This window comes from Streptomyces sp. NPDC092370 (genome assembly GCF_044755265.1).
In the GTDB taxonomy this organism is placed as follows: domain Bacteria; phylum Actinomycetota; class Actinomycetes; order Streptomycetales; family Streptomycetaceae; genus Streptomyces.
In genome coordinates, this window is record NZ_JBIVQO010000009.1 from 213,890 (window position 1) to 236,368 (window position 22,479).

General features: G+C 69.9%; 20 protein-coding genes. 19 read left to right on the forward strand and 1 reads right to left on the reverse strand.

Annotated features, from left to right (window positions below; translation table 11 throughout):
• The first annotated feature begins 7 nt into the window (after nt 1–7).
• The 11 genes from ruvX (at nt 8) to nusB (ending at nt 11,416) form a co-directional block, all read left to right on the forward strand.
• Nucleotides 8–472, forward strand: a complete 465-nt coding sequence (gene ruvX, locus ACIQHQ_RS26265; protein ID WP_402615788.1) for a Holliday junction resolvase RuvX — start codon at nt 8–10, stop codon at nt 470–472.
• Between the two features lie 121 nt (nt 473–593).
• Nucleotides 594–2,327, forward strand: a complete 1,734-nt coding sequence (gene mltG, locus ACIQHQ_RS26270) for an endolytic transglycosylase MltG (RefSeq protein WP_402615790.1) — start codon at nt 594–596, stop codon at nt 2,325–2,327.
• A gap of 1,440 nt (nt 2,328–3,767) precedes the next feature.
• Nucleotides 3,768–4,613 (forward strand): shikimate dehydrogenase, encoded by an 846-nt coding sequence (locus ACIQHQ_RS26275; RefSeq protein WP_402615793.1) that lies wholly within the window; start codon nt 3,768–3,770, stop codon nt 4,611–4,613.
• Nucleotides 4,614–4,664: 51 nt separating this feature from the next.
• Nucleotides 4,665–5,078 (forward strand): hypothetical protein, encoded by a 414-nt coding sequence (locus tag ACIQHQ_RS26280; RefSeq protein ID WP_402615796.1) that lies wholly within the window; start codon nt 4,665–4,667, stop codon nt 5,076–5,078.
• A 141-nt stretch (nt 5,079–5,219) separates the two neighbouring features.
• Nucleotides 5,220–6,404, forward strand: coding sequence for a chorismate synthase (gene aroC, locus ACIQHQ_RS26285; protein ID WP_402615799.1), 1,185 nt, complete (start codon nt 5,220–5,222; stop codon nt 6,402–6,404).
• A complete protein-coding gene (locus ACIQHQ_RS26290; protein ID WP_402615802.1) occupies nt 6,401–6,916 on the forward strand; it encodes a shikimate kinase in 516 nt (171 codons plus the stop codon). Before aroC ends, ACIQHQ_RS26290 begins: the two co-directional genes overlap by 4 nt.
• Nucleotides 6,913–8,004 carry a 3-dehydroquinate synthase gene (gene aroB, locus ACIQHQ_RS26295; RefSeq protein WP_402615805.1) on the forward strand — a complete coding sequence of 364 codons (1,092 nt, stop codon included), beginning with the start codon at nt 6,913–6,915 and terminating at the stop codon, nt 8,002–8,004. The genes ACIQHQ_RS26290 and aroB overlap by 4 nt, the downstream gene beginning before the upstream one ends.
• A 195-nt stretch (nt 8,005–8,199) precedes the next feature.
• Nucleotides 8,200–9,063, forward strand: coding sequence for a Pro-rich N-terminal domain-containing protein (locus ACIQHQ_RS26300; protein ID WP_402615808.1), 864 nt, complete (start codon nt 8,200–8,202; stop codon nt 9,061–9,063).
• A 180-nt stretch (nt 9,064–9,243) separates the two neighbouring features.
• On the forward strand, nt 9,244–10,359 hold the full coding sequence (locus tag ACIQHQ_RS26305) for an aminopeptidase P family protein (protein ID WP_402615811.1): 1,116 nt from the start codon (nt 9,244–9,246) through the stop codon (nt 10,357–10,359).
• 53 nt (nt 10,360–10,412) lie between these two features.
• A complete protein-coding gene (efp, locus tag ACIQHQ_RS26310) occupies nt 10,413–10,979 on the forward strand; it encodes an elongation factor P (protein ID WP_031138970.1) in 567 nt (188 codons plus the stop codon).
• A 2-nt stretch (nt 10,980–10,981) separates the two neighbouring features.
• Entirely contained in the window at nt 10,982–11,416 is a 435-nt protein-coding gene (nusB, locus tag ACIQHQ_RS26315) for a transcription antitermination factor NusB (protein ID WP_283972558.1), read from the forward strand.
• A 196-nt stretch (nt 11,417–11,612) separates the two neighbouring features.
• On the opposite strand, the gene bldD is transcribed toward nusB, so the two are convergent.
• Nucleotides 11,613–12,116, reverse strand: coding sequence for a transcriptional regulator BldD (gene bldD / locus ACIQHQ_RS26320; RefSeq protein WP_018570201.1), 504 nt, complete (start codon nt 12,114–12,116; stop codon nt 11,613–11,615).
• A gap of 266 nt (nt 12,117–12,382) precedes the next feature.
• On the opposite strand from bldD, the gene pyrR reads away from it, so the two are divergent.
• The 8 genes from pyrR to pyrF all read left to right on the forward strand — a co-directional run bounded on the left by pyrR (nt 12,383) and on the right by pyrF (nt 22,346).
• On the forward strand, nt 12,383–12,949 hold the full coding sequence (pyrR, locus tag ACIQHQ_RS26325) for a bifunctional pyr operon transcriptional regulator/uracil phosphoribosyltransferase PyrR (protein ID WP_402615816.1): 567 nt from the start codon (nt 12,383–12,385) through the stop codon (nt 12,947–12,949).
• A 102-nt stretch (nt 12,950–13,051) separates the two neighbouring features.
• The gene (locus ACIQHQ_RS26330) at nt 13,052–14,029 is read left to right on the forward strand and encodes an aspartate carbamoyltransferase catalytic subunit (protein ID WP_402615819.1); all 978 of its coding nucleotides are present in this window, start codon (nt 13,052–13,054) and stop codon (nt 14,027–14,029) included.
• A gap of 5 nt (nt 14,030–14,034) precedes the next feature.
• Nucleotides 14,035–15,321 carry a dihydroorotase gene (locus ACIQHQ_RS26335; RefSeq protein WP_402615822.1) on the forward strand — a complete coding sequence of 429 codons (1,287 nt, stop codon included), beginning with the start codon at nt 14,035–14,037 and terminating at the stop codon, nt 15,319–15,321.
• Nucleotides 15,318–15,887 (forward strand): hypothetical protein, encoded by a 570-nt coding sequence (locus ACIQHQ_RS26340; protein ID WP_402615825.1) that lies wholly within the window; start codon nt 15,318–15,320, stop codon nt 15,885–15,887. Before ACIQHQ_RS26335 ends, ACIQHQ_RS26340 begins: the two co-directional genes overlap by 4 nt.
• Nucleotides 15,884–17,026, forward strand: coding sequence for a glutamine-hydrolyzing carbamoyl-phosphate synthase small subunit (gene carA / locus ACIQHQ_RS26345; protein ID WP_402615827.1), 1,143 nt, complete (start codon nt 15,884–15,886; stop codon nt 17,024–17,026). The genes ACIQHQ_RS26340 and carA overlap by 4 nt, the downstream gene beginning before the upstream one ends.
• Nucleotides 17,019–20,327 carry a carbamoyl-phosphate synthase large subunit gene (carB, locus tag ACIQHQ_RS26350; RefSeq protein WP_402615830.1) on the forward strand — a complete coding sequence of 1,103 codons (3,309 nt, stop codon included), beginning with the start codon at nt 17,019–17,021 and terminating at the stop codon, nt 20,325–20,327. Before carA ends, carB begins: the two co-directional genes overlap by 8 nt.
• A 70-nt stretch (nt 20,328–20,397) precedes the next feature.
• Nucleotides 20,398–21,504 carry a quinone-dependent dihydroorotate dehydrogenase gene (locus ACIQHQ_RS26355; RefSeq protein ID WP_402615833.1) on the forward strand — a complete coding sequence of 369 codons (1,107 nt, stop codon included), beginning with the start codon at nt 20,398–20,400 and terminating at the stop codon, nt 21,502–21,504.
• Nucleotides 21,501–22,346, forward strand: coding sequence for an orotidine-5'-phosphate decarboxylase (gene pyrF / locus ACIQHQ_RS26360; protein WP_402615836.1), 846 nt, complete (start codon nt 21,501–21,503; stop codon nt 22,344–22,346). The genes ACIQHQ_RS26355 and pyrF overlap by 4 nt, the downstream gene beginning before the upstream one ends.
• The last annotated feature ends 133 nt before the right edge of the window (nt 22,347–22,479 follow it).

Genomic DNA, 22,479 nt, shown 5'->3' on the forward strand with positions numbered 1-22,479 from the left:
GAAAAGCATGCGCAGAGGACGTCGGCTCGCGATCGACGTCGGGGACGCCCGCATCGGGGTCGCCTCGTGCGACCCCGACGGGATCCTCGCCACTCCGGTGGAGACGGTCCCGGGGCGCGACATCCCGGCAGCTCAGCGGCGGTTGAGGCAACTGGTCGAGGAGTACGAGCCCATCGAGGTGGTGGTCGGTCTCCCGCGCTCCCTCAAGGGGGGCGAGGGCCCGGCCGCGGTCAAGGTCCGGGGCTTCGCCCAGGAACTGGCCGGCATGATCTCGCCGGTTCCGGTGAGACTCGTCGATGAACGCATGACCACGGTGACGGCCAGTCAAGGACTGCGCGCCTCGGGCGTGAAATCCAAGAAGGGCCGGTCCGTCATCGACCAGGCAGCGGCCGTGATCATCCTGCAACAGGCCCTCGAATCCGAACGAGTGTCAGGTAAAGCACCCGGCGAAGGCGTCGAAGTGGTCATCTGATCGCGATACGGTAACGTTCCGCGCGATGCGGCGGCGTTCGAACAGCCGCCGCACAGCAAGAGGCGGAACGGAAGCCGGGCCGGAAGCCGCGCGACCGCCGCTTCGCGGCTCTAGGGGATCGATGACTGAGTATGGCCGGGGCCAAGGCTCCGAACCGTGGCATCCGGAGGACCCGTTGTACGGGGACGGCGGATGGGATGGACAGCAGGCCCAGCAGGGCCAGCAGTCCCCTTACGGCGGCCAGCCGCAGCACTACCCGCAGCAGCCGCAGCAGCCGCAGTACGGCGACTGGGGCACCGGTGACCAGGCCGGATACGGTCAGGCGCAGCAGCAGTACCCGTACGACCAGCAGTACGCGGCACAGGCCCAAGGCCACCAGCAGTACCCCGGCCAGCAGGACCACGGACAACAGCAGGGCCAGGGTTACCACCAGCAGCAGTACGACAACAGCGGCTGGGCGAACGACCCGCACCAGCAGGCCTCGTACCCCGGCGATCCCCAGGATCCGTACGGGCAGCAGGCCGGTACGTACGGCGGGGGCCAGCAGGACTACTACGGTACGCCTGACGCGTATCCGCCTTCCGAGCCGCCCGGCCGGCGGGGGGCCGAGCCCGAGCACGAACCCGCGCCGGAACCGGAGACGGACTGGGACCCCGGCCCTGACCAGGGTGAAGACGCCTTCTTCGCGGGCGGGGACGACGATGACGACGGCGACGAGCCGAGGGAGCGCCGCGGCCGCGAGGACAAGCGGGGGCGGGGCGCCGGCAAACCGAAGAAGCGTCGCAGCGGCACGGCCTGCCTGCTGGTCGTCGTGGCCCTCGGCGGCGTTCTGGGCGGTGTCGGCTACTTCGGCTACCAGTTCTACCAGGATCGTTTCGGCGACGCCCCGGACTTCGCGGGCGACGGCAACGGGCAGCCGGTGTCCGTCGAGATTCCCGAGGGAGCACTCGGGTACAAGATCGGCCAGGTGCTGAAGAGCGCGGGGGTCGTCAAGAGCGTCGAGGCGTTCGTCGCGGCCCAGCAGGAGAACCGGAACGGCAAGGGCATCCAGGACGGCGTCTACACGCTGCAGAAGCAAATGTCGGCCAAGAGTGCGGTCGAACTGATGCTCAGTCCGAAAAGCCGCGACAACCTGATCATCGCCGAGGGCAAGCGCAACGCCGACATCTACCGGCTCATCGACAAGCGGCTCAAGGTCAAGCAAGGCACCACCGCCGCCGTGGCCAAGAAGGACTACAAGAAGCTCGGTCTGCCCACCTGGGCGCAGAACCACGCCGACGTCAAGGACCCGTTGGAGGGCTTCCTCTACCCCTCCAGCTATGGCGTGAGCGAGGGGCAGAAGCCCGAGGCCGTCCTGGAGCAGATGGTCAAGCGGGCCACCGCGACGTACGAGAAGCTCGGGGTCGAGAAGAAGGCCGCGAGCCTTGGACTCGAAGACCCGTGGCAACTGATCACCATCGCCAGCCTGGTCCAGGCCGAGGGCACCAGCCACGACGACTTCCGCAAGATGGCAGAGGTCGTCTACAACCGGATGAAGCCCGGGAACCCACAGACCAACGGCATGCTGGAGTTCGACTCCACCTACAACTACATCAAGAATCAGAGCAAGATCGACCTGACTCTGCAGGAGCTGCGGACGTACGACAACCCGTACAACACGTACTTCCACAAGGGTCTGCCGCCCGGTCCGATCGACAACCCGGGCGAGGACGCCATCAAGGGCGCCCTCAACCCGACGGACGACGGCTGGTACTACTTCATCTCGCTCGACGGCAAGACCAGCAAGTTCACGAAGACGAACGTCGAACACCAGAAGCTGGTCGACCAGTTCAACGCCTCACGAAATGGTGATTAGCTAACGGATGCCATTTCCCACCGCCGCCAGGCGCAGCTCCAGTGTCTGGATCGGCGGAGGACGTGTGCATTCAGGAAAGCCGACCCGCTCGGTGTACTGCTGTCACCGAGGTAAATTTCTAGTAGTCGTCGGTCGAGCGTTCAGGCGAAGCTCAGGATTCGGATGGACCAGCCCCGCTGCCGCTGCTCACCGAGGATCATTCGCCATGCTGAAGGGTGAGCTGTCAAGCGCCTACCGGTGGGCGCCTAAGCGGGATGAGGACTTGGTGGTCGGCTGGTGGCAGGAGACCCGGCCAAAGGTGCAGGGACGAGAGTGCGCGTGGCGCTTGGCTCCTCTGCGAGAAGCGCTCGATTCTCGATGATGCCGTCGACCACCCGCACCTGGTCCTGCCCAGGCCGCACCCCGCTGGCCCGCAAAGGCTTCTGCGAAAACAACCGCGGCCTGACCCGGACGACCGAGCAGTAATTTGTTGGGTGGATTGCGTTGCTCTCGGCCAACTTCCACCCGCTTCAGGCCACTGATGCTTTCCGTATGCGATGCACAACGGCTCAGGCGTGCCGTCGACAACGAGAGCTGGAGAGTGCCATCCACTGCGACCTACGCCAGCCACCATGACGAAATCAGGCATTCAAGCCCAGTAGTAGCCCTCCTCCTGCTGCATGGAAAGGGGGATCAAATTTGCGCCCACTGGGCTCGAATGTGAGGCTGCCCGCCCATTATGGTCGCGCTTGAGTCGATGCGCCCCTGTCGTGCCATTGATGGGTAGCATTGAAACGACTTTCGGCGTCGTTCGTATGTGCTAAGGTCGCTAGCCTCATCATGATGATCGCGGTCCGTGGTGACCTGTTGTTTTCTACGCACATATGGGAGAAGCATATGAAGATGGCTCGTTTTGGGTCTGTTGCAGCTATGGGGGTAGCTGCTATTGGATTTGCGGCGGTTCCGGCTTATGCAGACGGGGTCACCTATTCGGCTAGCGGAGGGGCGTCCGCTCACTGGGTGGCGGACGGAGACAAGACCGTCACATGCGACGAAAAGAAGGACGGCTATGCTGCGGTTACTCGGATCTGGGTCGTAGGCGAGGAGGTCGAAGACCAGGGATCAGACTGGGCGACGGGTGGGGTTGGCGATTGCGTCTATACGCCCAGAAGCTGGATACGTGAGGGTGCTACTGTCCGTATCCAGGCCTGCCTGGGCAAGGGCTACACGATCTTCAAAGACACCTGTGGCCCCATTAGGTCCGACCGCGCATAGACGTGGGCTGCCCGCCTGGGTATTGCGTTAACCGCATGGCAGTATCGAGTCTGCGAGCGCGATAGGATCCCGGCAGCCGCGATTCGGGTTCTACTCCTCGCTCATTGCGCTCGCTGCTTCCCGCGGGTGCGGCAAGGTAAGAACCCGGTTGCGGACCCAGACCGCGCGAGGCTAAGGACGGAATTCATGCCAGCACGGGCAACTGGCGCCCGCGCCCGCCGCGCCGCGGTGCTCGGCAGCCCCATCGCCCACTCCCTGTCCCCGGTCCTGCACCGCACCGCCTACCAGGAGCTGGGCCTGGAAGGCTGGACCTACGACAGGTTCGAGGTCGACGAGAGCGGGCTGCCCGGGTTCTTCGAGGCGCTCGGACCCGAGTGGGCCGGGCTCTCGCTGACCATGCCGTTGAAGCGGGCCGTGATCCCGCTGCTCGACGAGATCAGCGACACCGCCGCCTCGGTCGACGCGGTCAACACCGTCGTCCGCACCGAGGACGGCCGCAGCATCGGCGACAACACCGACATCCCCGGCATGGTCGCCGCCCTGCGTGAGCACGGCATCGACAAGGTCGCCGCCGCCGCCGTGCTCGGCGCCGGCGCCACCGCCTCCTCCGCGCTGGCCGCGCTGTCCCGGATCTGCCCGGGCGAGATCGCCGTCTACGTGCGCAGCGAGGCCCGGGCCGCCGAGATGCGCCAGTGGGCCGAGCGGCTCGACGTCGCCGTCCGCATCGCCGACTGGGCGGACGCCGAGCAGGCCCTGCGTGCCCCGCTGGTGATCAGCACCACCCCGGCCGGTGTCACCGACGCCCTCGCGCGGTCCGTACCGGAACGACCGGCGGCCCTCTTCGACGTCCTGTACCACCCCTGGCCCACCGACCTCGCCGCCCGCTGGTCGGCGTACGGCGGTGCCGTGGTCAGCGGCCTCGACCTGCTGGTGCACCAGGCGGTGCTCCAGGTCGAGCAGATGACGGGGCGGGCCCCCGCACCCCTGGATGCCATGAGAAAAGCGGGCGAGCGGGCTCTCGCCGGCCGATAAGATCCGCTCTCGGTTCCGCAGGGGGCGGAACAGGGGAGGGGAACGTCCGTCATGTCCACAGGCCTGCCTCAGGCGTCCGTCAAATCTCAGATATTCGAGTCCCTGCTCGGATTCCTGCCCGCCTGGGTGCAGATCACGGTCCTGACCCTGATCGTGCTCGCCGTCGTGGCGTCCTGGGTCGTCAAGATCAAGCGCAAGATCGCCTACCGGCGTGCCGTCCGCACCGGGCAGCCGGTCCATGCCGCCGCCCAGTACGGACAGGGGCGCGGTGTGGACTACCTGGGGCAGTACGCGCCGCAGCAGACGCAGCCGACCCGGCAGCAGGGCAGCGGTGCCGACCACCTGGGGACGTACGCCCCGCAGCAGGCCCGGCCCGAGCCGCAGCCGAGCGGTGCCGACTTCCTGGGGGCGTACGCGCCGCAGCAGCGGCAGGCCGACGCCCCGTCCGCGAACGCGTCCGCTTGATGGACCGGCCGCAGGGCACAGGGCCCCGGCGTGGGAGGATCGGAGATGGCGGACCGGGCCGCGCACCCGGTCGCGCCGTCGCCGTACGCGACGAGGCGCGTACGCAGGGCAGTACCAGAGCGCGAGCACTGAGGAGCACCGTTGAGCAGGTTGCGCTGGCTGACCGCGGGGGAGTCCCACGGTCCCGCACTCGTGGCGACGCTGGAGGGTCTTCCCGCCGGCGTGCCGATCACCACGGACATGGTGGCGGACCATCTCGCGAGGCGGCGCCTGGGCTATGGGCGCGGTGCCCGGATGAAGTTCGAGCGTGACGAGGTCACCTTCCTCGGCGGCGTCCGGCACGGTCTCACCCTCGGCTCCCCGGTCGCGATCATGGTGGGCAACACCGAGTGGCCGAAGTGGGAACAGGTCATGGCCGCCGACCCGGTCGACCCCGAGATCCTCGCCGGGCTCGCCCGCAACGCCCCGCTGACCCGGCCGCGCCCCGGCCACGCCGACCTCGCGGGCATGCAGAAGTACGGCTTCGACGAGGCCCGGCCGATCCTGGAGCGCGCCTCCGCGCGGGAGACCGCCGCCCGCGTCGCGCTGGGCGCGGTCGCCCGGTCGTACCTGAAGGAGACGACCGGCGTCGAGATCGTCAGCCACGTCGTCGAGCTGGCCGCCGCGAAGGCGCCGCGGGGCGTGTACCCGACCCCGGCCGACGTCGAGAAGCTGGACGCCGACCCGGTGCGCTGCCTGGACGCGGACGCGTCGAAGGCGATGGTCGCCGAGATCGACCAGGCCCACAAGGACGGTGACACCCTCGGCGGCGTGGTCGAGATCCTGGCGTACGGCGTGCCGGTGGGACTCGGCTCGCATGTGCACTGGGACCGCAAGCTGGACGCCCGGCTCGCCGGTGCGCTCATGGGCATCCAGGCGATCAAGGGCGTCGAGATCGGCGACGGTTTCGAGCTGGCACGGGTGCCCGGCTCCAAGGCGCACGACGAGATCGTGAAGACCGACGAGGGCATCCGCCGTACTTCCGGCCGCTCGGGCGGCACCGAGGGCGGCCTGACTACCGGCGAGCTGCTGCGGGTCCGCGCCGCGATGAAGCCCATCGCGACCGTGCCGCGCGCCCTGCAGACCGTGGACGTCACCACCGGGGAGGCGACGCAGGCCCACCACCAGCGCTCCGACGTGTCCGCCGTCCCGGCCGCCGGCATCGTCGCCGAGGCCATGGTGGCCTTGGTCCTCGCGGACGCCGTGGCGGAGAAGTTCGGTGGCGACTCGGTGGCCGAGACCCGCCGCAACGTCACATCGTACCTCGACAACCTCGCCATCCGATGAGCGGCCCGCTGGTCGTCCTGATCGGCCCGATGGGCGTGGGCAAGTCCACCGTCGGGCAGCTGCTGGCCGAGCGGCTCGGCGTTTCCTATCGGGACACCGACGACGACATCGTCGCCGAGCAGGACCGGCCCATCGCCGAGATCTTCGTCGACGACGGCGAGTCCGCCTTCCGGGCGATCGAGAAGGCGGCCGTGCGCCGGGCAGTCGCCGAGCACACCGGGATCCTGGCCCTGGGAGGCGGCGCGATCCTCGACGCCGACACGCGGGCGCTGCTCGCCGGGCAGCGGGTGGCGTACCTGTCGATGGACGTCGAGGAGGCGGTCAAGCGCACCGGCCTCAACACGGCCCGGCCGCTGCTCGCGGTCAACCCGCGCAAGCAGTGGCGCGAGCTGATGGAGGCCCGCCGCCACCTGTACGAGGAGGTGGCCACAGCCGTGGTCGCCACCGACGGCCGGACCCCTGAAGAGGTCACCGAAGCCGCCCTGGACGCACTGGAGTTGAAGGAAGCATGAGCGAGGCAGTGACGCGGATCCAGGTCGCCGGCACGGCGGGCACCGAGCCGTACGAGGTCCTGGTGGGTCGCCAACTGCTCGGCGAACTCGCCGGGTTGATCGGCGGCAAGGCCAAGCGGGTCGCGATCCTCCACCCCGAGGCGCTGGCCGAGACCGGTGACGCGCTGCGTGCCGACCTGGCCGGGCAGGGCTACGAGGCGGTCGCCATCCAGGTGCCCAACGCGGAGGAGGCCAAGACCGCCGAGGTCGCCGCCTACTGCTGGAAGGCACTCGGCCAGTCGGGCTTCACCCGCACGGACGTCATCGTCGGCGTCGGCGGCGGCGCGACCACGGACCTCGCCGGGTTCGTGGCCGCCACCTGGCTGCGCGGCGTGCGCTGGATCGCCGTCCCGACCACCGTGCTCGCCATGGTCGACGCGGCCGTCGGCGGCAAGACCGGCATCAACACCGCCGAGGGCAAGAACCTCGTCGGTGCCTTCCACCCGCCCGCCGGTGTGCTCTGCGACCTGGCCGCGCTGGACTCCCTGCCGGTCAACGACTACGTCTCCGGGCTCGCCGAGGTCATCAAGGCCGGCTTCATCGCCGACCCGGTGATCCTGGACCTCGTCGAGTCCGACCCCGAGGCGGCCCGCACCCCGGCCGGCCCGCACACCGCCGAGCTCATCGAGCGCTCCATCCGGGTCAAGGCCGACGTGGTGTCGTCGGACCTGAAGGAGTCGGGACTGCGGGAGATCCTCAACTACGGCCACACGCTCGGCCACGCCATCGAGAAGAACGAGCGCTACAAGTGGCGTCACGGCGCGGCGGTCTCGGTCGGCATGCACTTCGCCGCCGAACTCGGCCGCCTCGCGGGCCGGCTGGACGACGCGACGGCCGACCGTCACCGCACGATCCTCGAAGCGGTCGGACTGCCCCTGCACTACCGGCACGACCAGTGGCCCAAGCTGCTGGAGACCATGAAGGTCGACAAGAAGTCCCGCGGCGACCTGCTGCGCTTCATCGTCCTCGACGGTCTGGCCAAGCCCACGGTCCTGGAGGGGCCCGACCCGGCCGTGCTGCTCGCCGCGTACGGCGAAGTGGGTCAGTAAGTCCCCCGGCGCGCCATCCGCCCGAAATCGCCTTACGGGCCGGGCACTTCGGGCCGTCCCCGGCCGTTCACACAACGACGACCGGGGGCGGTACCGTTCGGGTGGGGGTCCCCCCACGCCCTTTAGGCTGTGGGGGAGAGCGGGTTCCGCCCCGCTGTCAGCGCCCATCGCCTGTACGAGACGGAGTGGCACCGGATGCAGCACGCAGTGGGTTCTCCGCTGCCGCCGCCCCATCAGCCGGGGCACGGACCGGCCACCGGCTGGTCGCCGGCCGCACATCACCCGGTTCCGCCGAACCCGGGCGCGCACCAGGGCTCCGTGCCCGTGCCCCCACCGCCCCCGGCGCCGGGATATCCGGCGCCCCCGCCCGGACCGGCCGCGGCCATGCCCCCCGCTTCCGGCCCGCCCACACCGGAGACCACCGGCCATGTGCCGCTGCCGCCCGGCGGCCCGGTCGCCATGCCGATGGCCCCGCCCGCCGCGGCGATCGCCGACCCCGCCGCCACGACGCTCGCGGTGCTGCTCATCGGCCCCGCGGGCGCGGGCAAGACCAGCGTCGCCAAGTTCTGGGCGGACCATCGCCGGGTCCCCACGGCCCACATCAGCCTCGACGACGTACGCGAGTGGGTCCGCTCCGGCTTCGCCGACCCGCAGTCCGGGTGGAACGACAACTCCGAGGCCCAGTACCGCCTGGCCCGCCGCACCTGCGGCTTCGCCGCGCGGAACTTCCTGGCCAACGGCATCTCGTGCATCCTCGACGACGCGGTCTTCCCCGACCGTCCGGTCGTCGGCCTCGGCGGATGGAAGCGTCACGTGGGCCCCGGCCTGCTGCCGGTCGTCCTCCTGCCCGGGCTGGACATCGTCCTGGAACGCAACGCGGAGCGCTCGGGGAACCGGCGGCTGTCGGACGAGGAGGTCGCCCGCATCCACGGCCGCATGGCCGGGTGGTACGGGTCGGGCCTGCCGATCATCGACAACTCCCAGCTGGACGTACCGGAGACGGCGAGGGTCCTGGACGACGTCCTGGCCAGGTCGATCGCCAGCCCACCCCAGTGGTGAGCGCCCCCTAGGGGCGCGGGGAACTGCGCGACCAGCCCCCACACAGCCGCGGACGGCACACGACCCCGCGCGGCACGACCCCTCCCGAAACAGCACCCCCGCCCACCCGGACACACCGGGCACCGCCCACTCAGACGCCCTCAACCGGCGCCGAACCCGCGGAGCTCATACGCTCGGGTCATGTCAGAGGTGTACGCGGCCCGCCGGACGCGTCTGAGGGAATACTGCAACGCGGGCGGCAGCGCGGCGGCGCTGGTCTCCCGCCCCGCCAATGTGCGCTATCTCGCGGGCGCGGCCCCGCCCGGTGCCGTTCTCCTGCTGGGCAGGACCGGGGAACAGGACCTCCTGGTGTGTGCCGGCCCCACGGCCGACCGCCCCGCGCAGGAGCGTCCCGACGAAGCCCTGCGCGTACAGGCACTGCCCGGAATCGGCGGCGGTGACCCGGCCGTCGCGGCCGCCGGCCTCGCCGCAGGCCAGGGAGCCGACTCCCTCGCCGTGGAGGAGCACCACCTCACCGTGACCCGGCACCGAGCCCTCGGCTCGGTCGCCCCCCGGCTGCGCCTGACCAACCTCGGCAGCGCCGTCGAGCAGCTCAGGGTCGTCAAGGACGAGGAGGAGATCTCCTGTCTGCGTATCGGCGCCGAGATCGCCGACCAGGCCCTCGGCGAACTGCTGGAGTCGATTCTCGTCGGCCGTACCGAACGCCATCTCGCGCTCGAACTCGAAAGACGGCTCGTCGATCACGGAGCGGACGGGCCGGCCTTCCCGACGTCCGTCGCCACCGGCCCGAACGCCGGCCGCCCCGGCCACCGGCCCAGCGACCGCCGCGTCGAGGAGGGCGACTTCCTCTCCGTCTGCCTCGGCGCGACCTACCGCGGATACCGCTGCGAGATCGGCCGCACCTTCGTCATCGGCACCGCTCCCGCGGACTGGCAGGTCGAGCTCTACGACCTGGTCTTCGCCGCCCAGCGAGCCGGGCGTGAGAGCCTGGTACCCGGCGCCGCCTGCCGGGACGTCGACCGCGCCGCCCGCCAGGTCCTGGACTCCGCGGGGTACACGGAAGGCCTCACGATCCAGACCGGACACGGTGTCGGGCTCGAAATCGACGAGGACCCTCAATTGAGTCCCGCGGCCATGGGTAAACTGGACGCTTGCGTGCCGGTCACCGTCGAACCGGGGGTCCACCTCCCGGGCCGGGGCGGTGTCCGGATCGATGACACGCTCGTCGTCCGCCCCGAGGCGGACGGCGGACCCGAGCTACTCACCATCACGACCAAGGAGCTGCTCGCCCTGTAGGTAGGCAGGTGCGTGCACCGGGGTCGTACGTCAGTCCAGGAGATTCCGCAACCGTGGCTTCCACGAACGACCTCAAGAACGGCATGGTGCTCAAGCTCGAAGGCGGCCAGCTCTGGTCCGTCGTCGAGTTCCAGCACGTCAAGCCCGGCAAGGGCCCGGCCTTCGTGCGCACCAAGCTCAAGAACGTGCTCTCCGGCAAGGTCGTCGACAAGACCTTCAACGCCGGCGTCAAGGTCGAAACGGCCACCGTCGACAAGCGCGACATGCAGTTCTCCTACATGGACGGCGAGTACTTCGTCTTCATGGACATGGAGACCTACGACCAGCTGCACGTCGACCGCAAGGCCGTCGGCGACGCCGCGAACTTCCTGATCGAGGGCTTCACCGCCACCGTCGCGCAGCACGAGGGCGAGGTGCTCTTCGTCGAGCTGCCCGCCGCCGTCGAGCTCGTCATCCAGGAGACCGAGCCGGGCGTCCAGGGCGACCGCTCCACCGGTGGCACCAAGCCCGCCATCCTGGAGACCGGTCACCAGATCAACGTGCCCCTCTTCATCACCACCGGTGAGAAGATCAAGGTCGACACCCGCACCAGCGACTACCTCGGCCGGGTGAACAGCTAACCGTGGCTGCCCGCAACACGGCCCGTAAGCGCGCCTTCCAGATCCTCTTCGAGGGGGACCAGCGCGGTGCCGAGGTGCTGACCGTCCTCGCGGACTGGATCCGGCTCTCCCGGGCGGACACCCGGCAGCCGCCGGTCAGCGAGTACACGATGGAGCTGGTCGAGGGCTACGCGGAGCACGCGAAGCGTATCGACGAGCTGATCGCCCAGTACTCCGTCGGCTGGACACTCGACCGGATGCCCGTCGTCGACCGCAACATCCTGCGGCTCGGCGCCTACGAGCTGATCTGGGTCGATGCGACGCCGGACGCCGTCGTCCTCGACGAGATGGTGCAGCTGGCGAAGGAGTTCTCCACGGACGAGTCGCCCTCGTTCGTGAACGGTCTGCTCGGCCGGCTGAAGGAACTCAAGCCCTCGCTCCGTCGCGACGAGGTGTGAGACCGACCACACGCCGGAGGGCCCGCAGCGTCACCGCTGCGGGCCCTCCGGCGTTTTCGCACATGCCCGCTCATCTCTTTGTGCGGCCCGGCTCCGCCAGGGCCGCACAAAGGCCCTCACAACGCCGCCGGGGTGGCCGAGAACCATACGGTTTCGGCCACCCCGGCGGCACGTTTCTGCTGGACCCGCGGAGCGGTCAGGCCTCCTCGTGGGACGCCACCGCGCGGCGCGCGTCCGCGTCCAGGACACCCCAGCTGATCAGCTGCTCCGTGAGCACGGAGGGGGACTGGTCGTAGATGACGGCGAGTGTGCGCAGGTCGTCCTGGCGGATCGACAGCACCTTGCCGTTGTAGTCACCGCGCTGCGACTGGATCGTGGCCGCGTAGCGCTGCAGGGGGCCCGCCTTCTCGGCCGGCACCGTGGCCAGCCGCTCCAGATCCAGGACCAGCTTCGGCGGCGGCTCGGCGGCGCCGCCCGGGGTCGTGCCCGGAAGCAGCTCCTGCACCGGAACGCCGTAGAAGTCCGCCAGCTCGGCAAGGCGCTGCACGGTCACGGCACGGTCGCCGCGCTCGTACGAACCGACCACGACCGCCTTCCAGCGTCCCTGGGACTTCTCCTCGACACCGTGGAGGGAAAGGCCCTGCTGGGTGCGGATCGCCCGGAGCTTGGCCCCGAGCTGTTTGGCGTATTCGCTGGACATATAGCTCCCCGGCACTGTGTCGACGCGTCTGGCGTGGGTGCCAGGCCGCGCGGCTGGTAACTCACTGTGAGGTTACGCAGCGTTACTCTGCCGCGTCAAGCCGAATGGTCCGCACCGACTCTTCCGTGGTATCGGCTTTCCGTTGGGCCGAGTGGGTGATTCGAGGGGGCCATACGGGCGATCACGGGGACCTGCTACCGTGTATGGCGCAATCCCGACGTCCTTTAAGGTCCGTCCCGTGAGGCGGAGAAGGAGGTCCGTTTCTTATGGACTCGCACGACACGCACTCCGATGCCCGGCCCGTTCTCGAAGGACCCGACATCGCGCGGGTGCTGACCCGCATCGCCCACGAGATCGTCGAACGCGCCAAGGGCGCCGACGACGTGGTGCTCCTCGGCATTCCGACCCGGGGCGTCTTCCTCGCCCGGCGGATCGCGGACAAGCTCGAGCAGATCACCGAGCGCAAGGTTCCGTGCGGCTCGCTCGACATCACCATGTACCGAGACGATCTGCGCATGCACCCGCCGCGTGCCCTGGCCCGCACCGAGATTCCCGGTGACGGTCTCGACGGCAAGCTCGTCGTCCTCGTCGACGACGTGCTCTTCTCCGGCCGCACCATCCGCGCCGCCCTCGACGCCCTGAACGACATCGGGCGTCCGCGCGCGGTGCAGCTCGCCGTCCTCGTCGACCGCGGACACCGCGAACTGCCCATCCGCGCCGACTATGTCGGCAAGAACCTCCCCACGTCGTTGCGGGAGACGGTCAAGGTCCAGCTCGCCGAGGAGGACGGTCGCGACACCGTGCTGCTCGGTGCCAAGCCGACCCCTCAGTAGCGCTCCAGGCGTACGCCGTTGTCGTGCGCCCGCTCAGTGCGCGCCCTCGCGCGCCCGTCTGCCCCAATTCTCCCGTTTGAACTGCCTTACGGAGCCTGACAGATGCAGCGTCATCTCATCTCGGCCGCCGACCTCACCCGCGACGACGCCGTCCTGATCCTCGACACCGCCGAGGAGATGGCCCGGGTCGCCGACCGGCCGATCAAGAAGCTGCCGACCCTGCGCGGCCGCACGATCGTCAACCTCTTCTTCGAGGATTCCACCCGCACCCGGATCTCCTTCGAAGCCGCCGAGAAGCGGCTGTCCGCGGACGTGATCAATTTCTCCGCCAAGGGTTCCAGCGTCTCCAAGGGCGAGTCCCTGAAGGACACCGCCCAGACCCTGGAGGCCATGGGCGTCGACGCCGTCGTCATCCGGCACGGCGCCTCCGGAGCCCCGTACCGCCTGGCGAACTCCGGCTGGATCGACGCAGTCGTCGTCAACGCCGGCGACGGCACCCACCAGCACCCCACCCAGGCCCTGCTGGACGCCTTCACCATGCGCCGCCGCCTGGTCGGCCCGGACGCCGGACTCGGCCGGGACCTCGAAGGCAAGCGCATCACCATCGTCGGCGACGTCCTGCACAGCCGGGTCGCCCGCTCCAACGTCGACCTGCTGCACACCCTCGGCGCCGAGGTCACCCTCGTCGCGCCGCCCACGCTGGTGCCGGTCGGTGTCCAGAACTGGCCCTGCGAGGTGTCGTACGACCTCGACAGCACACTGCCCAAGTCCGACGCGGTGATGATGCTGCGCGTCCAGCGCGAGCGGATGAACGCCGCGTTCTTCCCGACCGAGCGTGAGTACTCCCGGCGCTACGGCCTCGACGGCGACCGCATGGCGCGCATGCCGGAGCACGCCGTCGTGATGCACCCCGGCCCGATGGTCCGCGGCATGGAGATCACCGCCGAGGTCGCCGACTCCGACCGCTGCACCGTCGTCGAGCAGGTCGCAAACGGAGTGTCCATCCGGATGGCCGTTCTGTACCTGCTGCTCGGTGGCAACGAGCCCGCCGTGACCCACCCCCGTACCGAGGAGAAGTAAGACAGATGAGCAAGATCCTGATCCGTGGTGCGAAGGTGCTCGGCGGCGAGCCGCAGGACGTGCTGATCGACGGCGGGACCATCGCCGCGGTGGGCGGCGGGCTGAGCGCCGAGGGCGCGGAGGTCGTCGAGGCCGAGGGCAAGGTGCTGCTGCCGGGCCTGGTCGACCTGCACACCCACCTGCGCGAGCCCGGCCGCGAGGACTCCGAGACCGTCCTCACCGGCACCCGGGCCGCCGCCTCCGGCGGCTACACCACCGTGTTCGCCATGGCCAACACCTTCCCGGTCGCCGACACCGCCGGCGTCGTCGAGCAGGTCTGGCGGCTCGGCAAGGAGCACGGCTACTGCGACGTCCAGCCGATCGGCGCCGTCACCGTGGGCCTGGAGGGCAGGAAGCTCGCCGAGCTGGGCGCCATGCACGAGTCGGCCGCCGGTGTCACCGTCTTCTCCGACGACGGCAAGTGCGTCCACGACGCCGTGATCATGCGCCGGGCCCTGGAGTACGTGAAGGCCTTCGGCGGTGTCGTCGCGCAGCACGCGCAGGAGCCGCGGCTGACCGAGGGCGCCGAGATGAACGAGGGCGTCGTCTCCGCCGAGCTGGGCCTCGGCGGCTGGCCCGCGGTGGCCGAAGAATCGATCATCGCCCGGGATGTCCTGCTCGCCGACCACGTCGGCTCCCGCGTCCACATCTGCCACCTGTCGACCGCCGGCTCCGTGGAGATCGTCCGCTGGGCCAAGTCCCGCGGTATCCAGGTCACCGCCGAGGTCACCCCGCACCATCTGCTCCTCACCGACGAGCTGGTCCGCACCTACAACCCCGTCTACAAGGTCAACCCGCCGCTGCGTACCGAGCGCGACGTGATGGCCCTGCGCGAGGCGCTCGCCGACGGCACCATCGACATCGTCGCCACCGACCACGCCCCGCACCCGCACGAGGACAAGGACTGTGAGTGGGCCGCGGCCGCCATGGGCATGGTCGGGCTGGAGACCGCCCTGTCGGTGGTGCAGGAGACCATGGTCGACACGGGCCTGCTGGACTGGGCCGGCGTGGCCGACAGGATGTCCGTCAAGCCCGCGCAGATCGGACAGGCCTCCGGCCAGGGGCGTCCCGTCTCGGCAGGTGAGCCCGCCAACCTCATCCTGGTCGACACGGCATACCGTGGGCTCGTGGAACCCGCGGGCTTCGCCTCGCGCAGCCGCAACACCCCCTACGAGGGCCGTGAGCTGCCGGGTCGTGTGACGCACACGTGGCTGCGGGGCACGGCCACGCTCGTCGACGGGAAGCTCACGTGACACCTGTACTCCTGCTGGCCGCCGAGAAGGAATCGGCGCAAGTGACCGACTGGGCCGCCCGCATCGGCTGGGTCGTCGGCCTCGCCCTGTTCGTCGCGCTCGTCTACTGGCTGATGCGCGAGGGCTGGAAGTGGCGCGGCACCCTCCAGGGCGACCTGCCCGAGCTGCCCGCCACCCCGGACGACCCGGGCCCCGCCCCGCTCACCATGACCGGCCGCTACCACGGCTCCACCACCGCGGGTCAGTGGCTCGACCGCATCGTCGCGCACGGCCTGGGCACCCGCAGCCGGGTCGAGCTGACCCTGACGGACACCGGCCTCGACGTCGTACGCCCCGGGGCGAGCGACTTCTTCGTCCCGGCCGCCGCGCTGCGCGAGGCCCGGCTCGACAAGGGCATCGCGGGCAAGGTGCTCACCGAGGGCGGCCTGCTGATCGTCACCTGGGCGCACGGCGACCGGCTGATCGACTCCGGTTTCCGCTCCGACCACGCGGCCGAGCACAACGAGTGGGTCGAAGCCATCAACTCCATGATCGATACGAACACCAGGGAAGGCGCCGAACGATGACCACCTCCACCAGGGGAGCCGCCAAATCTCCCGCCGTACTCGTCCTGGAGGACGGCCGGATCTTCCGTGGCCGCGCCTACGGGGCCGTGGGGGAGACCTTCGGCGAAGCGGTGTTCTCCACCGGCATGACCGGCTACCAGGAAACCCTGACCGACCCCTCCTACCACCGCCAGGTCGTGGTGATGACCGCCCCGCACGTCGGCAACACCGGCGTGAACGACGAGGACATGGAGTCCCGGAAGATCTGGGTCTCCGGCTACGTCGTGCGCGACCCCGCGCGCGTGCCGTCCAGCTGGCGCTCCCAGCGCACGCTGGACGACGAGCTGGCCACCCAGGGCGTCGTCGGCATCAGCGGCATCGACACCCGCGCCCTCACCCGCCACCTGCGCGAGCGCGGCGCCATGCGCGTCGGCATCTTCAGCGGCGAGGCCCTCGGGGACGACGCCGCACTGCTGGCACGTGTCCACGAGGCGCCGCAGATGAAGGGTGCCGACCTCTCCGCCGAGGTCGCCACCACCGAGCCGTACGTCGTCCCGGCGATCGGCGAGAAGAGGTTCACCGTCGCCGCCGTCGACCTCGGCATCAAGGGCATGACGCCCCACCGGATGGCCGAGCGCGGCATCGAGGTGCACGTGCTCCCGGCGACCGCGACCGTCGACGACGTGTACGCGGTGAACCCGGACGGCGTGTTCTTCTCCAACGGCCCGGGCGACCCGGCCACCGCCGACCACCCGGTCTCCGTCATGCGGGGCGTCCTGGAGCGCGGCACGCCGCTGTTCGGCATCTGCTTCGGCAACCAGATCCTGGGCCGCGCGCTCGGCTTCGGCACCTACAAGCTGAAGTACGGCCACCGCGGCATCAACCAGCCGGTGCAGGACCGGACGACCGGCAAGGTCGAGGTCACCGCGCACAACCACGGCTTCGCCGTCGACGCCCCCCTCGAGAAGGTCTCCGAGACCCCGTTCGGCCGTGCCGAGGTGTCCCACGTCTGCCTGAACGACAACGTGGTGGAGGGGCTCCAGCTCCTCGACCGCCCCGCCTTCAGCGTCCAGTACCACCCCGAAGCGGCAGCCGGCCCGCACGATGCCGCCTACCTGTTCGACCGCTTCGTATCCCTGATGGAGGGCCAGCGTGCCTAAGCGCACCGATATCCAGTCCGTCCTGGTCATCGGCTCCGGCCCGATCGTCATCGGCCAGGCCGCCGAGTTCGACTACTCCGGCACTCAGGCGTGCCGGGTCCTGAAGGCCGAGGGCCTGCGGGTCGTCCTGGTGAACTCCAACCCGGCGACGATCATGACCGACCCGGAGATCGCCGACGCCACCTACGTCGAGCCGATCACCCCCGAGTTCGTCGAGAAGATCATCGCCAAGGAGCGTCCCGACGCGCTGCTGCCCACCCTGGGCGGCCAGACGGCCCTCAACACCGCGATCTCGCTGCACCAGGCGGGCACGCTGGAGAAGTACGGCGTCGAGCTGATCGGCGCCAACGTCGAGGCCATCAACAAGGGCGAGGACCGCGACCTCTTCAAGGAGGTCGTCGAGGCCGTCCGCGGCAAGATCGGCCACGGTGAGTCCGCCCGCTCGGTCATCTGCCACTCCATGGAGGACGTCCTCGCCGGCGTCGAGACGCTCGGCGGCTACCCGGTCGTCGTCCGCCCCTCCTTCACCATGGGCGGCGCCGGCTCCGGCTTCGCGCACGACGAGGAGGAGCTGCGCCGCATCGCCGGCCAGGGCCTCACGCTCTCCCCGACCACCGAGGTCCTCCTGGAGGAGTCCATCCTCGGCTGGAAGGAGTACGAGCTGGAGCTGATGCGCGACAAGAACGACAACGTCGTGGTCGTCTGCTCCATCGAGAACTTCGACCCCATGGGCGTGCACACCGGCGACTCGATCACGGTCGCGCCGGCCATGACGCTCACCGACCGCGAGTACCAGACCCTGCGCGACGTCGGCATCGCCGTCATCCGCGAGGTCGGCGTCGACACCGGCGGCTGCAACATCCAGTTCGCGGTGAATCCCGAGGACGGGCGGGTCATCGTCATCGAGATGAACCCGCGCGTGTCGCGCTCCTCGGCGCTCGCCTCCAAGGCGACCGGCTTCCCGATCGCCAAGATCGCCGCCAAGCTGGCCGTCGGCTACACGCTGGACGAGATCCCGAACGACATCACCCAGGAGACCCCGGCCTCCTTCGAGCCGACGCTCGACTACGTGGTCGTGAAGGCCCCGCGCTTCGCCTTCGAGAAGTTCCCGAGCGCCGACTCCACCCTCACCACCACCATGAAGTCGGTCGGCGAGGCCATGGCCATCGGCCGCAACTTCACCGAGGCCTTCCAGAAGGCGCTGCGCTCGCTGGAGAAGAAGGGCAGCCAGTTCACCTTCGTCGGCGAGCCCGGTGACAAGACCCTGCTCCTGGAGCAGGCCGTCCGCCCCACCGACGGCCGGATCAACACCGTCATGCAGGCCATCCGCGCGGGCGCCACGCCCGAGGAGGTCTTCGACTACACCAAGATCGACCCCTGGTTCGTCGACCAGCTCTTCCTGATCAAGGAGATCGCCGACGAGCTGGCCGAGGCGCCCGAGCTGACCACCGACCTGCTCGCCGAGGCCAAGCGGCACGGCTTCTCCGACCAGCAGATCGGCGAGATCCGCGGCCTGCGCGAGGACGTCGTCCGCGAGGTCCGGCACGCGCTGGGCGTCCGCCCGGTCTACAAGACGGTCGACACCTGTGCCGCCGAGTTCGCCGCGAAGACGCCGTACTTCTACTCCTCCTACGACGAGGAGACGGAGGTCGCCTCCCGCGAGAAGCCGGCCGTCATCATCCTGGGCTCCGGCCCGAACCGCATCGGCCAGGGCATCGAGTTCGACTACTCCTGCGTCCACGCCTCCTTCGCGCTGAGCGACGCGGGCTACGAGACCGTGATGGTCAACTGCAACCCGGAGACCGTCTCCACGGACTACGACACCTCCGACCGTCTGTACTTCGAGCCGCTGACGCTGGAAGACGTGCTGGAGATCGTGCACGCCGAGCAGCAGGCCGGTCCGGTCGCGGGCGTCATCGTGCAGCTCGGCGGGCAGACGCCGCTGGGTCTGTCGCAGGCGCTGAAGGACAACGGCGTGCCGATCGTCGGCACCTCCCCGGAGGCCATCCACGCCGCCGAGGACCGGGGCGCCTTCGGCCGGGTCCTGAAGGAGGCCGGACTCCCGGCCCCCAAGCACGGCACCGCCACCACCTTCGCCGAGGCCAAGGCCATCGCCGACGAGATCGGCTACCCGGTCCTGGTCCGCCCGTCCTACGTCCTCGGCGGACGCGGCATGGAGATCGTCTACGACGAGACCCGGCTGGAGTCCTACATCGCCGAGTCGACCGAGATCAGCCCCTCACGGCCGGTCCTGGTCGACCGGTTCCTCGACGACGCGATCGAGATCGACGTCGACGCCCTCTACGACGGCGAGGAGCTCTACCTCGGCGGCGTCATGGAGCACATCGAGGAGGCCGGCATCCACTCCGGCGACTCGGCGTGCGCCCTGCCCCCGATCACGCTCGGCGGCTTCGACATCAAGCGCCTGCGCGCCTCCACGGAGGGCATCGCCAAGGGCGTCGGGGTCCGCGGCCTGATCAACATCCAGTTCGCGCTCGCGGGGGACATCCTCTACGTCCTGGAGGCCAACCCGCGCGCCTCGCGCACCGTCCCCTTCACCTCGAAGGCGACCGCGGTGCCGCTGGCCAAGGCCGCCGCCCGGATCTCGCTCGGTGCGACCATCGCCGAACTGCGCGCCGAGGGCCTCCTCCCGGCGAACGGCGACGGCGGTGAGCTCCCGCTCGACGCGCCGATCTCCGTCAAGGAGGCCGTCATGCCGTGGTCGCGCTTCCGCGACATCCACGGCCGCGGCGTCGACACCGTCCTGGGCCCGGAGATGCGCTCCACCGGCGAGGTCATGGGCATCGACTCCGTCTTCGGCACGGCGTACGCCAAGTCGCAGGCGGGCGCCTACGGCCCGCTGCCCACCAAGGGCCGCGCCTTCATCTCGGTCGCCAACCGCGACAAGCGTTCGATGATCTTCCCGGCCCGCGAGCTGGTCGCGCACGGCTTCGAGCTGATGGCCACCTCCGGCACGGCCGAGGTCCTCAAGCGCAACGGCATCAACGCCACGGTCGTGCGCAAGCAGTCCGAGGGCACCGGCCCGAACGGCGAGAAGACCATCGTCCAGCTCATCCACGACGGCGAGGTCGACCTCATCGTCAACACCCCGTACGGCACGGGCGGCCGCCTCGACGGCTACGACATCCGTACGGCGGCCGTGGCGCGCTCCGTGCCCTGCCTGACGACGGTCCAGGCCCTCGCGGCGGCGGTCCAGGGCATCGACGCCCTCAACCGCGGCGACGTGAGCGTCCGATCCCTCCAGGAACACGCGGAACACCTGACCGCGGCCCGCGACTAGCAGCCCCGAGGGGGACACCGGAAACGGTGTCCCCCTCTTCGTGAGGACGCCATGTCTTCGTGAGGACACCATGTACAAGATCTTCTTCCGTCTCGTCTTCAAGCGGCTGGACCCGGAGCAGGCCCATCACCTGGCCTTCCGCTGGATCCGCCTGGCCGCCCGCGTGCCCGTGCTGCGCACCTTTCTCGCGGCCGCCCTCGCGCCCCGCCACGAGGAACTGCGCACCGAGGCTCTCGGGCTGCGCATGCACGGCCCCTTCGGGCTCGCCGCGGGCTTCGACAAGAACGCCGTCGGCATCGACGGCATGGCCATGCTCGGCTTCGACCACGTCGAGATCGGCACGGTCACCGGCGAACCGCAGCCCGGCAACCCCAAGCAGCGGCTGTTCCGCCTGGTCAAGGACCGGGCGCTGATCAACCGCATGGGCTTCAACAACGACGGCTCGCTCCGCGTCGCCGCCCGCCTGGCCTCCCGTACGCCCGTGTTCAAGACGGTCGTGGGCGTCAACATCGGCAAGACCAAGGTCGTACCGGAGGAGGAGGCCGTCGCGGACTACGTGAAGTCCGCCGAGCGGCTGGCCCCCTACGCCGACTACCTGGTCGTCAACGTCTCCTCCCCGAACACGCCGGGTCTGCGCAACCTCCAGGCGACGCAGGCGCTGCGCCCCCTGCTGAGCGCCGTTCGCGAGGCCGCGGACCGCACGGTGCCCGCGCGGCGCGTCCCGCTCCTGGTGAAGATCGCGCCGGACCTGGCCGACGAGGACGTCGACGCCGTCGCCGACCTCGCCGTGGAACTCGGGCTGGACGGCATCATCGCCACCAACACCACCATCGCGCGCGAGGGACTCGGCCTGAAGTCGGACCCCTCCCTGGTCAAGGAGACCGGCGGCCTGTCCGGGGCGCCCCTGAAGGAACGCTCCCTGGCGGTCCTGCGCCGCCTCTACGCGCGCGTGGGGGACCGGATCACCCTGGTGGGCGTCGGAGGCATCGAGAACGCCGAGGACGCCTGGCAGCGCATCCTGGCCGGTGCCACCCTGGTCCAGGGCTACAGCGCCTTCATCTACGAGGGGCCGTTCTACGCCCGCGACCTCCACAAGGGGCTCGCCGCGCGCCTGCGCACCAGCCCGTACGCCACGCTCGCCGACGCGGTGGGCGCCGATGTGAGGAAGACGGCATGAGTGGTCTCGAACCCTTCGGCGCCCGCCTGCGCCGGGCCATGGACGAGCGCGGCCCGCTGTGCGTCGGCATCGACCCGCACGCCTCCCTGCTCGCCGAGTGGGGCTTGAACGACGACGTGGCCGGCCTGGAGCGGTTCAGCCGCACGGTCGTCGAGGCGGTGGCCGACCGGGTCGCCGTGCTCAAGCCGCAGAGCGCGTTCTTCGAGCGCTTCGGCTCGCGCGGGCTCGCCGTCCTGGAGAAGTCGGTCGCCGAGGCCCGGGCGGCCGGCGCGCTGGTCGTGATGGACGCCAAGCGCGGTGACATCGGCTCCACCATGGCCGCCTACGCCGAGTCCTTCCTGCACCGGGACGCCCCGCTGTTCTCCGACGCGCTGACGGTCTCCCCGTACCTCGGCTACGGATCGCTCGCCCCGGCCGTCGCACTGGCCCGGGAGAGCGGCACGGGCCTGTTCGTGCTGGCTCTGACCTCGAACCCGGAGGGCGGCGAGGTCCAGCACGCCGTGCGCTCCGACGGCCGGAGCGTCGGAGCGACCATGCTCGCGCACCTGGCCGCCGAGAACGCGGGGGAGGAGCCCCTCGGATCCTTCGGCGCGGTCGTCGGCGCCACCCTCGGTGATCTGTCGACGTACGACCTGGACATCAACGCCCCGCTCCTCGCGCCCGGCATCGGGGCCCAGGGGGCCACACCGGCCGATCTTCCCGGGGTCTTCGGCGCGGCCGTGCGCAACGTCGTGCCGAACGTCAGCCGGGGAGTGCTGCGCCACGGTCCCGACGCGGTCGCCCTGCGTGACGCCGCCGACCGCTTCGCGGAGGAGATCCGTCACGCCGTGACGTCCTCGTGAGGCGGTCCAGACCTTGTCGCGAGACCTCCGATGACACCTCCGGGACCCGCTTGAGTCTGAATACATCCTCAAATCCGGGGCAGTATGTCCTAAATGTCCGTTCAGATGAAGGCTGACCAGGACTTTTCCGCTG

What these genes read in the sequence shown, in the direction of transcription:
- ruvX (WP_402615788.1), top strand. Translation starts at nt 8, where the DNA reads ATGCGCAGAGGACGTCGGCTCGCGATCGACGTCGGGGACGCCCGCATC.
- mltG (WP_402615790.1), top strand. Translation starts at nt 594, where the DNA reads ATGACTGAGTATGGCCGGGGCCAAGGCTCCGAACCGTGGCATCCGGAG.
- ACIQHQ_RS26275 (WP_402615793.1), top strand. Translation starts at nt 3,768, where the DNA reads ATGCCAGCACGGGCAACTGGCGCCCGCGCCCGCCGCGCCGCGGTGCTC.
- ACIQHQ_RS26280 (WP_402615796.1), top strand. Translation starts at nt 4,665, where the DNA reads ATGTCCACAGGCCTGCCTCAGGCGTCCGTCAAATCTCAGATATTCGAG.
- ACIQHQ_RS26290 (WP_402615802.1), top strand. Translation starts at nt 6,401, where the DNA reads ATGAGCGGCCCGCTGGTCGTCCTGATCGGCCCGATGGGCGTGGGCAAG.
- aroB (WP_402615805.1), top strand. Translation starts at nt 6,913, where the DNA reads ATGAGCGAGGCAGTGACGCGGATCCAGGTCGCCGGCACGGCGGGCACC.
- ACIQHQ_RS26300 (WP_402615808.1), top strand. Translation starts at nt 8,200, where the DNA reads ATGCAGCACGCAGTGGGTTCTCCGCTGCCGCCGCCCCATCAGCCGGGG.
- ACIQHQ_RS26305 (WP_402615811.1), top strand. Translation starts at nt 9,244, where the DNA reads ATGTCAGAGGTGTACGCGGCCCGCCGGACGCGTCTGAGGGAATACTGC.
- bldD (WP_018570201.1), bottom strand. Translation starts at nt 12,116, where the DNA reads ATGTCCAGCGAATACGCCAAACAGCTCGGGGCCAAGCTCCGGGCGATC.
- pyrR (WP_402615816.1), top strand. Translation starts at nt 12,383, where the DNA reads ATGGACTCGCACGACACGCACTCCGATGCCCGGCCCGTTCTCGAAGGA.
- ACIQHQ_RS26330 (WP_402615819.1), top strand. Translation starts at nt 13,052, where the DNA reads ATGCAGCGTCATCTCATCTCGGCCGCCGACCTCACCCGCGACGACGCC.
- ACIQHQ_RS26335 (WP_402615822.1), top strand. Translation starts at nt 14,035, where the DNA reads ATGAGCAAGATCCTGATCCGTGGTGCGAAGGTGCTCGGCGGCGAGCCG.
- carA (WP_402615827.1), top strand. Translation starts at nt 15,884, where the DNA reads ATGACCACCTCCACCAGGGGAGCCGCCAAATCTCCCGCCGTACTCGTC.
- ACIQHQ_RS26355 (WP_402615833.1), top strand. Translation starts at nt 20,398, where the DNA reads ATGTACAAGATCTTCTTCCGTCTCGTCTTCAAGCGGCTGGACCCGGAG.
- pyrF (WP_402615836.1), top strand. Translation starts at nt 21,501, where the DNA reads ATGAGTGGTCTCGAACCCTTCGGCGCCCGCCTGCGCCGGGCCATGGAC.